Source organism: Pseudomonas sp. HOU2, from assembly GCF_040729435.1.
Lineage (GTDB): Bacteria > Pseudomonadota > Gammaproteobacteria > Pseudomonadales > Pseudomonadaceae > Aquipseudomonas.
In genome coordinates this window covers 480,544-492,484 of record NZ_CP160398.1, presented here as the reverse complement: position 1 = coordinate 492,484, position 11,941 = coordinate 480,544, and the positions used below count along the sequence as shown (strand labels likewise).

General features: G+C 62.5%; 13 protein-coding genes. 10 read left to right on the top strand and 3 right to left on the bottom strand.

Annotation, left to right across the window (positions count from 1 at the left end; genetic code table 11):
• Window positions 1-10: 10 nt before the first annotated feature.
• The 9 genes from ABV589_RS02125 to ABV589_RS02085 all read left to right on the top strand — a co-directional run bounded on the left by ABV589_RS02125 (window position 11) and on the right by ABV589_RS02085 (window position 8,612).
• Window positions 11-1,810, top strand: a complete 1,800-nt coding sequence (locus ABV589_RS02125) for a DUF2341 domain-containing protein (protein ID WP_367084672.1) — start codon at window positions 11-13, stop codon at window positions 1,808-1,810.
• A gap of 11 nt (window positions 1,811-1,821) precedes the next feature.
• Entirely contained in the window at window positions 1,822-2,247 is a 426-nt protein-coding gene (locus tag ABV589_RS02120) for a biopolymer transporter ExbD (protein ID WP_095135492.1), read from the top strand.
• A gap of 3 nt (window positions 2,248-2,250) precedes the next feature.
• The gene (locus tag ABV589_RS02115; RefSeq protein WP_367084671.1) at window positions 2,251-2,955 is read left to right on the top strand and encodes an energy transducer TonB; all 705 of its coding nucleotides are present in this window, start codon (window positions 2,251-2,253) and stop codon (window positions 2,953-2,955) included.
• Between the two features lie 39 nt (window positions 2,956-2,994).
• Complete coding sequence (locus ABV589_RS02110; RefSeq protein ID WP_367084670.1) at window positions 2,995-4,692, top strand: putative porin; 1,698 nt, start codon at window positions 2,995-2,997, stop codon at window positions 4,690-4,692.
• 18 nt (window positions 4,693-4,710) lie between these two features.
• The gene (locus ABV589_RS02105) at window positions 4,711-5,340 is read left to right on the top strand and encodes a DNA repair protein (RefSeq protein ID WP_367084669.1); all 630 of its coding nucleotides are present in this window, start codon (window positions 4,711-4,713) and stop codon (window positions 5,338-5,340) included.
• 17 nt (window positions 5,341-5,357) lie between these two features.
• Window positions 5,358-5,828 (top strand): YbjN domain-containing protein, encoded by a 471-nt coding sequence (locus tag ABV589_RS02100; protein WP_139054507.1) that lies wholly within the window; start codon window positions 5,358-5,360, stop codon window positions 5,826-5,828.
• The gene (locus tag ABV589_RS02095) at window positions 5,825-6,772 is read left to right on the top strand and encodes a peptidylprolyl isomerase (RefSeq protein ID WP_367084668.1); all 948 of its coding nucleotides are present in this window, start codon (window positions 5,825-5,827) and stop codon (window positions 6,770-6,772) included. The genes ABV589_RS02100 and ABV589_RS02095 overlap by 4 nt, the downstream gene beginning before the upstream one ends.
• Window positions 6,773-6,938: 166 nt before the next feature.
• Complete coding sequence (locus ABV589_RS02090) at window positions 6,939-7,919, top strand: LysR family transcriptional regulator (protein ID WP_367084667.1); 981 nt, start codon at window positions 6,939-6,941, stop codon at window positions 7,917-7,919.
• Between the two features lie 183 nt (window positions 7,920-8,102).
• On the top strand, window positions 8,103-8,612 hold the full coding sequence (locus ABV589_RS02085) for a GNAT family N-acetyltransferase (RefSeq protein ID WP_367084666.1): 510 nt from the start codon (window positions 8,103-8,105) through the stop codon (window positions 8,610-8,612).
• Window positions 8,613-8,724: 112 nt separating this feature from the next.
• Here ABV589_RS02085 and ABV589_RS02080 read toward each other — a convergent pair whose 3' ends face one another.
• On the bottom strand, window positions 8,725-9,417 hold the full coding sequence (locus ABV589_RS02080) for an aspartate/glutamate racemase family protein (RefSeq protein ID WP_367084665.1): 693 nt from the start codon (window positions 9,415-9,417) through the stop codon (window positions 8,725-8,727).
• Window positions 9,418-9,623: 206 nt separating this feature from the next.
• On the opposite strand from ABV589_RS02080, the gene ABV589_RS02075 reads away from it, so the two are divergent.
• Complete coding sequence (locus ABV589_RS02075) at window positions 9,624-10,115, top strand: hypothetical protein (RefSeq protein WP_367084664.1); 492 nt, start codon at window positions 9,624-9,626, stop codon at window positions 10,113-10,115.
• A gap of 107 nt (window positions 10,116-10,222) precedes the next feature.
• Here the strand turns inward: ABV589_RS02075 and ABV589_RS02070 are convergent, their stop codons facing one another.
• Both ABV589_RS02070 and ccoN read right to left on the bottom strand, forming a co-directional pair.
• On the bottom strand, window positions 10,223-10,441 hold the full coding sequence (locus ABV589_RS02070; RefSeq protein ID WP_367084663.1) for a cbb3-type cytochrome c oxidase subunit 3: 219 nt from the start codon (window positions 10,439-10,441) through the stop codon (window positions 10,223-10,225).
• Between the two features lie 18 nt (window positions 10,442-10,459).
• Window positions 10,460-11,887 (bottom strand): cytochrome-c oxidase, cbb3-type subunit I, encoded by a 1,428-nt coding sequence (gene ccoN, locus ABV589_RS02065; RefSeq protein WP_047294666.1) that lies wholly within the window; start codon window positions 11,885-11,887, stop codon window positions 10,460-10,462.
• Between the last annotated feature and the right edge of the window lie 54 nt (window positions 11,888-11,941).

Below are 11,941 nucleotides of genomic sequence, written 5' to 3'. Positions count from 1 at the left end.
GAGCACGTTCATGCAGCGCCTCATTCTTTCGTTGTTGATCTGCCTGGGCTTCGTGCTCCCGGCCACGGCGCAGGCCTGGTGGCAGGACGACTGGCATTACCGCAAACAGATCGCCGTCGACACCACGCCGCAGGGCGCCGGGATCAATCAGGCCCTCGGTCGCACCGCGCTGCTGGTGCGCTTGCACACCGGCAACTTCACCTTCGACGGGGTCAAGGAAGACGGCTCGGACCTGCGCTTCGTCGCCGCCGACGACAAGACCGTGCTCAACCACCAGATCGAAAGCTTCGATGCGCTGATGGGCATGGCGCTGATCTGGGTCGACGTGCCGAATGTCGAGGGCGGGCAGCGTCAGGACATCTGGATGTACTACGGCAATCAGAAGGCGCCGGCCACCGGCAACGGCCAGTTGACCTTCGACCCGAATTACACCGCGCTCTATCACTTCGACGGCGCCACCGGCACCCCGGCCAAAGACACTACCGCCTACGGCAACACCGCACAAAGCGCCACCGGCGCGGCGATTGACGGTGTAGTGGGGCGCGCCTTGCAGTTCAGCGGCCAGCCGCTACTGCTGCCGGCCAGTCCGTCGTTGCAGCACAACGCGGGCAGCGCGTTCACCTTCAGTGCGTGGCTGCGGCTGGATCAGGCCAGTGGCGAGCAGTTGATTCTGGCCCGCCGCGAAGGCGCCAACAGCCTGCTGGTCGGGGTCAATCAAGGCGTGCCGTTCGTGGAGATCGACGGCCAGCGTGCGGTCGCTACTCAGCCGCTGAATCCAGGCCAATGGCAGCACCTCGCGCTGACCGCTGAAGGTTCGAAAGTCAGCCTGTACATCAACGGTCGTGAGAGTGCGACCCTCGCTCAAGCGATGCCGGCGTTCAATTCGGTGATGGCGATTGGCGGCGATCTGGCCGCGGGTCCTTTCCAGCCTTTCGTGGGTGCCATCGACGAACTGCGCCTGTCGAAAGTCGCGCGTCCCGCGCCGTTGCTGCTGGCCGACGCCACCTCGCAAGGCGCGGAGTCGAAACTGCTGGCCTACGGCGTCGACGAAGAGCAGTCCGGCTTCGGTTTCGGCAGCCTCGGTTTCCTGCTCAACGCCGTACCGGTGGACGCCTGGGTGATCATCGCCGTGCTGGTGCTGATGATGTTCCAGTCGTGGATCATCATGCTGCGCAAGAACCGCACCCTCAGCCGTGTGAGCAAGGCCAACGAGGATTTCCGCGAGCAGTTCGCCAAGGTCGGTACGCGCCTGGAGATGTTCGCCGACGACGCGCAACTGGCCCAGCGTCTGCAGCACTCGCCGCTGTGGCGCCTGTACGCGGTGGCGGTCAAGGAAATCCGCACCCGCCGCGAGCAGGGCGCCGATACCTCTTCGGTTTCCGCAGCAACTATCGAAGCCATCCGTTGCTCGATGGACGGCGTACGCACTCGTGAGAACCAGGCGCTCAGCTCGAAACTTTCGACCCTGTCCAACGCCATCGCCGGCGGCCCGTACATCGGCCTGCTCGGCACCGTGCTGGGGATCATGGTGGTGTTCCTCGGCACCGCCATTGCCGGCGACGTCAACATCAATGCCATCGCGCCAGGCATGGCTGCGGCATTGCTCGCCACGGCCATGGGCCTGTTCGTCGCGATCCCGGCGCTGTTTGGCTACAACCGCCTGATCACCCGCAACAAGGAAGTCAGCGCCGACATGCGAGTGTTCGTCGACGAGTTCATCACCCGTCTGGCGGAGATGCACGGCGAAGGCCAGTCCAGTGAAGCGGCGCATCAGCGCGGCCATCACGCCAACCACTCTGTACCGGCCTGAGGAGCACTGCCATGGCGTCCGTAAATGCCTCCCACGACGATGACGAAGATGCAGCGGTGGACAGCATCAACATCACCCCGCTGGTCGACGTGCTGATGGTGGTGCTGGTGATGTTCATCCTCACCGCCACCGCGCAGGTCTCCGGGATCCAGATCAACCTGCCCAAGGCCAGCGCCTCGGTGTCGCTGTCGGAGGCCAAGACCAAAGCGATTTCGGTCAACGACGGCGGTCAGGTGTTTCTCGACGCCTACCCGGTGACCCTCGCCGAGCTGGAAGACCGCCTGCGCATCGAGAAGGCGCAGAGCCCGGATTTTCCGGTGATCGTGCGCGGCGACGCCACGGTGCAGTACCAGAAGGTCATCGAAGTGCTGGATCTGTTGCGCCGGCTCGAACTGTCTCAGGTCGGTCTGGTGACCGGCAAACCGACGCAGGGCTGAGTGATGACCGCACAACTCCCGATCGAGCCGCTGCCGGTGAAGCGTTCGCCGTTGCGTTATCTGAAGTGGGGCGCCGGGCTGCTGCTCGGCGCGCTCGCCGCGTGGTTCCTGTGGCAGTGGGCCAATGACATGAGCGGCGTGCGCCGTGAAGCGCCGAAGGTGCCGACGATCATTCCGTTGCCGCCTCCGCCGCCGCCACCTCCGGAAAAGCCGCCGGAGCCGGAAACCCCGGTGGAAGAAAAAGTCGTCGAGCCCGAACCCACGCCCGAGCCGCAAGAGGTCAAGCCCGAGGAAGAGGCACCACCATCGCCGGCGGACGATCTGGCCAACCCGATGCAAATGGACGGCGATGCGCAGAGTGGCAACGACGCGTTCAACATCGGCGCCGGCAAGGGCGGCGGCATGGCCGGCGCGGGTGGCGGACGTTTGGGCACCGGCACTTACAGCCAGTTCCTCGCGTTCACCTTTCAGAAGCTGCTGCGCGAGAACCCCGACCTGCGCAACCTCGCATTTTCGCTGCAAGCCGAGGTGTGGCTGAGCAGCGTCGGCGAAATCACCCGGGTCGAGCTGGTCAAGTCCAGCGGCAAGCCCGAGATCGACACTCAGGTGCTGGCCGCATTGCGTAACGCGCCGCACCTGAGCGAACGGCCACCGGCCTCCATCACCTTGCCTGTGCGCCTGTCCCTGCAAGGGCGGCGTCCGGGTTAACCGAATTCATAAAGCTGTATGAAAAGGAGTTGTGTGCAGATGATTTCCAACGTGAATCGATTGTCCCTGGCGGTCGGCATGGTCATCGCGACCCTGGTCGGTCAGGCCGCGGCAGCGCCTGCGCCCTCGGAGAACGCCACGATCAATCTGATCCGCTTGCTGGTCGAGCAGGGCATTCTGAAACAGGACAAGGCCGACGCGCTGATCGCCCAGGCGCAGAACGAAGCGGCGCAAGCCAAGCAGGCCGCCGCTTCCACCGCCATAGCGGCCGGACCGGTGGCGGCACCCGGGGATGTGCGCGTGCAGTACGTGCCGGCCGCGGTGCGCGATCAGATCCGCGATCAGGTCAAGGCCGAAGTCATGGCCACCGCCAAGCAGGAAAACTGGGCAGCGCCCAACACCTTCCCGGACTGGGCTTCGCGCATCAGCTTCGACGGCGACATCCGCCTGCGCGATGAATCGCGTTACTACTCGGGCAGCAACAGCAACGAAATCGTCGACTTCGCCAAGCTCAATAACAATGGCCCGTACGACGTAAACCCCAACAGCAGCACCAGCCTGCCGCCGCTGCTCAACACCCGGGAAGACCGCACCAACCTGTTCCGCTTGCGTGCGCGGTTGGGCATGAAAGCGGTGATTTCGCCGGAATGGACCGCCGGCATCCGCATCGGCACCGGCTCGGACAACAACCCGGTATCGACCACGCAGAACCTCGGCGGCGGCTTCGCCAAGAAAGACATCTGGCTTGATCAGGGCTACCTGAACTGGAAGCCCACCGACGAGCTGACCCTGACCGGCGGGCGTTTCGCCAACCCGTTCATGTCCACCGACATGCTGTATTCCAACGACCTCAACTTCGACGGCGTGGCAGCGATCTTCGACCACAAGCTCAATCGCGACTGGGGTGTGTTCGGCACCGTCGGCGCGTTCCCGGTGGATTACACCAACGACACCACCACCAGCAACGGTTTCGACAAGGAAGAAAGCGACAACAAGTGGCTGTACGGTGCGCAGATCGGCGCCAAGTGGGCGATCAACAGCAACAATCGTCTCAAGGGCGCGTTGGCCTACTACCGTTTCGACGACATTCAGGGCCAGCGCTCCAGCCCTTGCGAACCGTGGGCTGGCGCCCCGGGCTGCGACACCGACGGCACCCGTGCGGCGTTCATGCAGAAGGGCAACAGCGTGTTCCTGCTGCGCGACATCACACCGAACCCGGCCAACCCGACCACCACGCCGCAACCGCAATTCGTCGGTCTTGCGTCGGAGTTCAACCTGCTCGACCTGAACCTGGTGTGGGACGCCGACCTGCCGCAAGACTTCAAATTGCGCAGCCAGGGCAACTACATCCACAACCTCGGTTACGACGAAGGCGACATGCGCAAGCGTTCCGAGGGACAGATCGTCAACAACCTCGACAGCAACGGCCAGATCGAAAGCGGTGCCAATGCGTGGATGGTGCAGTTCACCCTCGGCAACGCGCTGGACCTGAAGAAGCAGGGCGACTGGAACCTGTTCGCCGGCTACAAGTACATCCAGCCGGATGCCTTGCCCGACGGCTTCAACGACTCCTCGTTCCACCTCGGCGGCACCAACGCCAAGGGCTATATCCTCGGCGGCAATTACGGTCTGGCAAAGAACGTCTACGCCACCGGCCGCTGGATGAGCACCGAAGCCGTGTACGGCGCGCCGTTCGACATCGACGTCTTGCAGCTTGAGATCAACACGCGCTTCTAAGGCGCCGGGAGTACGGTCATGCACGCACGAGTTTTACTGTTGGGGCTGAGTTTTTTCATCGCACATGGCGCGCATGCCGAAGGCATGGAAGAGCGTCTGCGTACCCAGTTGCGCAGCACCACTCAGCAGTTGCAGGCCCTGCAGAGTCAGCAGGCTCAGGCCAGCGCCGCGCAACTGGCGGCGCAGAACGAGGCCAAGGCCGCGCAGGCGCAGATCAAGCAATTGAGCGCCGAACTGGCCAAGGCCAAAGGCCTCGCCGAGCAGTTGGCCGGCCAGCAGCAGAATCTGCACAGCCAGGCCCAGGCGCAAGTGGCCGCCAGCAACGAGCAGGTCGGCAAGTTCAAGAAGGCCTACGACGAGTTGCTGGTCATGGCCCGTGCCAAAGAGGCAGAACGGTCTAAGCTTCAAGCGCAATTGGCTGAACGTGACACACAAGTGCAGCAATGTTCAGTCAAGAATCAGCAGATGTACGGCGTCGCCAAGCAGATCCTCACCGCCTACGAAAACATCGATGTCGCCGAGGTGATGAAGATCCGCCAGCCCTTCGCGGGCAGCGCCCGGGTCAAGTTCGATGAACTGGCCCAGGGGTTTGGTGACGAGCTTTACAAGACTCAATTCGACGCGCCGCAAGCTGCGCTCGCGCACTGATAAACAAGGAAGAAATAATGACTCAATTGATCAGCCATGTGTCCCCACAATCCCTGACCGAAGTCCTGCAAGCCGCCGGTTATCGCGTCAACCAGACCGAACAGAACGGCATCGTCCAGTTGCTCAGCGCCAGTCAGGGCATCGGTTATGCCGTGCGTTTCGGCAACCCGGCGGTGGAGCAGGGCAGCTACGTCGACTTCACGTTCAGCTGTGCGCTGCGGGTGCAAGGTGAGTTGCCACAAGGTGTGGCCGAACAGTGGAACGCCACCCGGCGTTTTGCGCGGTTGTCGTTGCAGGGCGAGTTTCTGGTGATGGAAATGGACGTGGTGCTGGCGGCCGGTGTGAGCAACGATCACCTGCGCGGCAATCTGGAGTTGTGGGATCGCCTGTTGCAGGAGTTCATCGTCTACCTGCGTGATTTCAGCCAGGCCGCGCAAGCCTCGACGGCCAAAGTCGCTACCGCTGAGCAAGAGGAAGTCGCGCTGTGAAAAAACCTGCCATGGTGATCGGCGCCGGGGCAGTGGCGCTGTTGGTGGTAGCCGTGGCGCTGGTGCTGCGACCGGGTGCTGACCCGGTCGCAGCGCAACAATCGTCGCCGTTGGCGGCGGTTGCTGCGGGGCCGGCAGTGGCGCGCTTGGGCAATCAGCAGGTGACGCCGCAGGAGTTGCAGGCGCTGCTGGCGACCGTCCCGCCGGCGACTCGCGAGCAACTGCGCGGCAACCGTGAAGCGCTGGAACGCTGGATTCGTGCGCGGTTGGCGGAGAAAGCCGTGCTGGAACAGGCCGATGCTCAGGGCTGGGCGCAGCGCCCGGACGTGGTGCGGCAAACCCGCGCGGCCAGCGAACAAATCGTGTTTCGCGATTACCTGCGTTCGGTCAGCAGCGTGCCGGCGGACTACCCGAGTGCGGCCGAGCTGCAACAGGCGTACGACGCTGGCAAGGCCAACTGGCAGACTCCGGCGTTGTATCGGGTGAGCCAGATTTTCCTCGCGGTGCCGGATGCGCAAAGCCTGGAAAGCGTGCGCAAACAGGCGACCGAGCTGAGCAAGAAAGCCCAGAGCACGCCGGCGGATTTTGCCGCACTGGCGACTCAGTATTCGCAGGATCGTCTGACCGCCGAACGCGGCGGCGACACCGGGCTGCAACCACTGCAGCAACTGGTGCCGGAGGTACGGGGTGCGGTGGCGAAGTTGAAGGTCGGCGCGGTGTCTGATCCAGTGCAAGGCGCGGCTGGCTTCCATGTGATCAAACTCACTGAACAGCAACCGGCACGTACCGCGACGCTCGACGAACTGCGCGATCAACTGACCCAGGCCTTGCGTGCGCAACGCCAGGAGCAGATTGCCCAGGCGTATCTGGACGGGATGCTCAATACCGCAACGCTGAGTATTGATGGGGCCGAGCTGAACAAGGTCCTCGAAACCAACCAATAACCCTGTGGGAGCTGGCTTGCCAGCGATGGCGGAGTGTCAGACAACACAGGGGCTGGATGTGAGTGCCCTATCGCTGGCAAGCCAGCTCCCACAGGATCTTCACAGGTTCAGAAGTTTCATACCGCGCTGGAAGCCATCACCAACAAAGATCGACAGGGAGTCATCGATGTCATTCACCGAACCTGCAGGACGACAGGGTAGCCCCGATTACCGCTGGGCACAGGGCGAGCGCGAGCCGTGGCTGGCGCAAGCCGCGACCATCGATGCCGACGTCGCGCAATACTTTCTGGTCAGTGCCCGTTGCGGCTGTTTCATGCAGGCGGCGCGCAGCCTCAACGTGCGCTCGACCTTGTTGCGCAAGCAGTTGGCGCAGCTTGAGCAGGAACTGCAGCACTCGCTGTTCAGCTTTCAGGGCAGCGCCCTGAGCCTGACCCGCGAGGGTCAGCAGTTGCAGGCGCAACTGGTCGCTCTGGCCCACGAGCGCAAACTGCCGGTGGTCGAGCAGCCGTTGATTCGCCTGGCGGTTGCCGAGTCGATTCTGCATGACATCCTCGGTCGCGACCTGATCGCCCTGTTGCGGCGCAATGCCAGCGTGCGTCTGGAGATCATTGCGCTGGACAGTGAACTTTCATTGCGCGCCGTCAGTGCCGACGTGGTGCTGTGGCTGGCCCATGGCGACACCCCGAGCCCCGGCCCGACCTTCGCCACCAGCCAGCCGCAGGCGCTGGCGCGCCTGGACTATCTGCCGCATATCGCCAAACGCTATTCCCGCGTCACCGCGCGCCCGGCGAGTGCCGACGACCTCAGCGATTTCATGCTGGTGCAATGGCAGCACGATCGGCACATCGACAGCTTCCGGCCGTGGAATCACCTGGTCGAACAGCGTCTGGCCGGCGTGGTGCAGATGCAGTCCTATGAGCTGATGCTGGAAATGATCCGCTGCAGCGCCTGTATCGGTTTGCTGCCGGCGTACATGAGCCGCTTCGATCGCGGGCTGATTGCGCTGCCGGGGCTGTTTGACGAGCCGATGCAGTTGCAGGCATGGCTGGCGGTCAACGTTGAATCCCAGGCGATAGAAGAAGTCCGCACACTGGTCGAACTCATCCACCACACCTTCAACGAACGCCAGGAATGGTTCCAGACCTGACCTGCGTACGCCATCCCCTGTAGGAGCTGCCGCAGGCTGCGATCTTTTGACTTTGATTTTTAGAAGCAAGATCAAAAGATCGTCCGATCGCGGCCCGAGCCTGCGGCAGCTCCTACAGTTTGTACGTGTTTGAACAAGCAGTTTAGAGTGTCAGGCCACACATCGATCCAGGAAGGATCCGCCATGCCCGACCACAACCCCGCCATCACCCTCGAACGCTTCAACGAATCCCATATCGAGGCCGTCACCGCGCTGTACAACGATCCGGCCGTGACTCGCCAGGTGCTGCAGATGCCGTTTCAGTCCACTGAGATCTGGCGCCAGCGGTTGCTGGCGGAGAACGAGCGGATGGTCAAACTGGTGGCGCTGCATCAGGGCGTGGTGGTCGGTCATCTCGGGCTGGAAAACTATTCACGGATCCGCCGCGCCCACGCCGGCAGTGTCGGCATGGCCGTCGCTGTGGCCTGGCAGGGCAAGGGTGTCGGGTCGAAGCTGCTGGCGGCGGCGCTGGACGTCGCCGACAACTGGATGAACCTGCACCGGGTCGAACTTTCGGTGTACGCCGACAACGAGGCGGCCATCGGTCTGTACCGCAAGTTCGGCTTCGAGACCGAAGGCCTGTTCCGTGACTACGCGGTGCGCGACGGGCAATGGGTTGATACCCTGAGCATGGCCCGTCTGCGTCGTCGATAAACCAAAAATCCTCCGGGATCGTGGCTTGCCCTCGACAAATTCACCGCGGTTTTCAGGTATTACGCGTCATCGTTCTTCGCGGGCAAGCCACGCTCCCACAGGTTCTGTGGAGTCAGTCGCCCAAGGCAAACGCCACCGCCGCCTGCGCATGCAGTTCGGTGGTGTCGAGCAGGGGCAGGGCGCTGTGTTCGGGTTTGACCAGCAGACCGATTTCCGTGCAGCCGAGGATGATCGCCTGGGCGCCGCGCGCGGTCAGTGATTCGATCACCTGTTGATAGATTTTTCGCGATTCGTCACTGATCACCCCGACGCACAATTCGTCATAGATGATCCGGTGCACGTCCTTGCGCTCGGCGGCGTCCGGCACCAGTACCGTCAAACCCTGCGCAATCAGGCGCTGCTTGAGAAAATCCTGCTCCATGGTGAACGCCGTGCCGAGCAGGCCGACTGTGCGTGCATCAATCGCCAATGCTGCCTGCGCCGCGGGTTCGGCGATGTGCAGGAACGGAATGCTGATCGCCGTTTGAATCTGCTCTGCGACCTTGTGCATGGTGTTGGTACACAGCACCACGCAATCGGCGCCGCCGGCCTGCAGCCTGCGTGCGGCATCCACCAGAATCGCCGCCGCATCATCCCAACGCCCGGCGTGCTGGGCCTGCTCGACCGGGCCGAAGTCGACGCTGTACATCAGGATTTGCGCCGAGCGCAGCGAGCCGAGGCGGTCGCGGATCTGTTGATTGATGAGACGATAATATTCAGCGCTGGATTCCCAGCTCATTCCGCCGATCAGGCCGATGGTGCGCATTGAAATTCCTCGAACGATGGCCCGTATTGGAAAAGTCGGGCTCCGGCCGAGTGTCCATCGGTTCAACGTCGGATGCCAGTACAAAGCAACTGTACCGTTGATCCTGTTGCCAAGTGTCCCGGTGCCGGTTTTCGAGGTTTAACGTACGCCGGCGCCTCGATCTGTCACTATCGACTATCGCAGGCTCTCCCCCGAGGAACGTACCGATGAACGACGTACAACAACTGGGCGAAATGCTTCGTCACTATGCCGAGAGTGAAGCGCACAAGAAGCAACTGTTCGAAACCCAGTCGCAGACCTGGGCCGCACGGATCAGCGAACTGTTCGGCCAGATCCAGCAATGGCTGGAGCCGGTGCAGGCGCCGAACCTGCTGGAGGTGAGCCGCGAGGCTTACGTCGCGTTCGGGCCGAGCACGCCGGTTGAAACCTCAACTTTCAAGACCGAGAAACTGAGCATCGTGATCGCCGGCAAACCGGTGGAATTCGTGCCGGACGTGATGGGCAGCGCCGGGCAGATTTCCCTGGCGGTGATGGGCCTGACGGCGGCGCGCTATGGCAGCATTTCGCTGGTGGGCTTGGCGAGTGGTGAGTGGCAATGGCGCAAGACCAATGGCTTGAAGGATCCGGACACGTTCGTGTTTGATGCGAATTTTCTCGCACAGCAGTTGCAGAGCCTGATTCCCCGCGATCGCGCCTGACCTGCCATGTAGGAGCTGCCGCAGGCTGCGATCTTTTGACTTTGATTTTCTAAAAACAAGATCAAAAGATCGCAGCCTGCGGCAGCTCCTACAAGGGGCGCGGTGTGTTACATATCGAGGTTGATCCAGCCCGGTTTCGCCTCTTCCGGCGCCACCGCTTTCACGGGTTTACCCGTCGCCAGTTCCACCCGCCGTGCCACCTCCGGATCATCGGCAAACGGCACCATGCTCGCGTCATCGAGGCTTTCAGTCGTCTGATGGCGCAGGCAGTACTCCACCGCCAGCCACAGAAACACCACCCCCAACACGTTCAAGAAAATCTCCATCCTCTTCGGCTCCCTGCCTCAGGCGATCTGCGCCTGGCTGCGGGCCAGCGCCACGTCGGCGACCCGCACCGTGCGCCAGACGTTGTAGGCCATCAGCAGCATGCCGCTGAGGAAGAACACTCCGCCGGCAAAACGCACGATGAACCCTGGATGACTGGCCTGCAGTGCTTCGACGAAGGAGTAGGTCAGCGTGCCGTCCTCGTTGATCGCGCGCCACATAAGGCCCTGCGTGATGCCGTTGACCCACATCGAGGCGATGTACAACACGGTGCCGATGGTCGCCAGCCAGAAGTGCAGGTTGATCAGCGGCGTGCTGTACATTTGCTCGCGGCCAAAGACTTTCGGCACCATGTGATACGTCGCGCCGAAGGTGATCATCGCCACCCAGCCCAAGGCCCCGGCGTGAACATGGCCGATGGTCCAGTCGGTGTAGTGGGAGAGGGCGTTGACGGTTTTGATCGCCATCATCGGGCCTTCGAACGTCGACATGCCGTAGAACGCCAGCGACAGCACCAGGAAGCGCAGAATCGGGTCGGTGCGCAACTTATGCCAGGCGCCGGACAAGGTCATCATGCCGTTGATCATCCCGCCCCAGCTCGGCGCCAGCAGGATCAGCGACATTGCCATGCCCAGCGACTGCGCCCAGTCCGGCAGCGCGGTGTAGTGCAGGTGATGCGGGCCGGCCCAGATGTACAGGGTGATCAGCGCCCAGAAATGCACGATCGACAACCGGTACGAATACACCGGGCGGTTGACCTGCTTCGGCACGAAGTAATACATCATCCCGAGGAAGCCGGTGGTCAGGAAGAAACCCACCGCGTTATGCCCGTACCACCACTGCACCATGGCGTCGGTCGCCCCGGAATACACCGGATAGGATTTGAACCAGTCCACCGGGATCGACAGGTGATTGACCACGTGCAGCATGGCGATCACCAGAATGAACGCGCCGAAGAACCAGTTGCCGACGTAGATGTGTTTGGTCTTGCGCTGCACCACGGTGGTGAAAAACACGATGGCGTACGCGACCCAGACCACCGCCATCCACACCGCGCCGGAGAATTCGATCTCGGCGTATTCCTTGGTGGTGGTGTAGCCCAGCGGCAGGGTGATCAGCATGATCACGATCACCGATTGCCAGCCCCAGAAAGTGAAGGCCGCGAGCTTGTCCGAATACAGCCGCACTTGGCAGGTGCGCTGCACCGCGTAGTAACTGGCGGCGAATTGGGCGCTGCCGGCGAAACCGAAAATCACCAGGCTGGTGTGCAATGGCCGCAAGCGGCCGAAGGTGGTCCAGGGCAGGTCGAGGTTCATGTCCGGCCACACCAGTTGCGAGGCGATCCAGACCCCCATCGCCATGCCCACGACGCCCCAGAAAACCGTCGCGATAACGAATTGGCGGACGACCTTGTAGTTATAAGCCTGTCCGATTGTTGCTGTGCTCATGGTCAGTTCATCCACGGTTGCAAAGTCTTGCCAGGCCACCCTGGTCTGGCACGA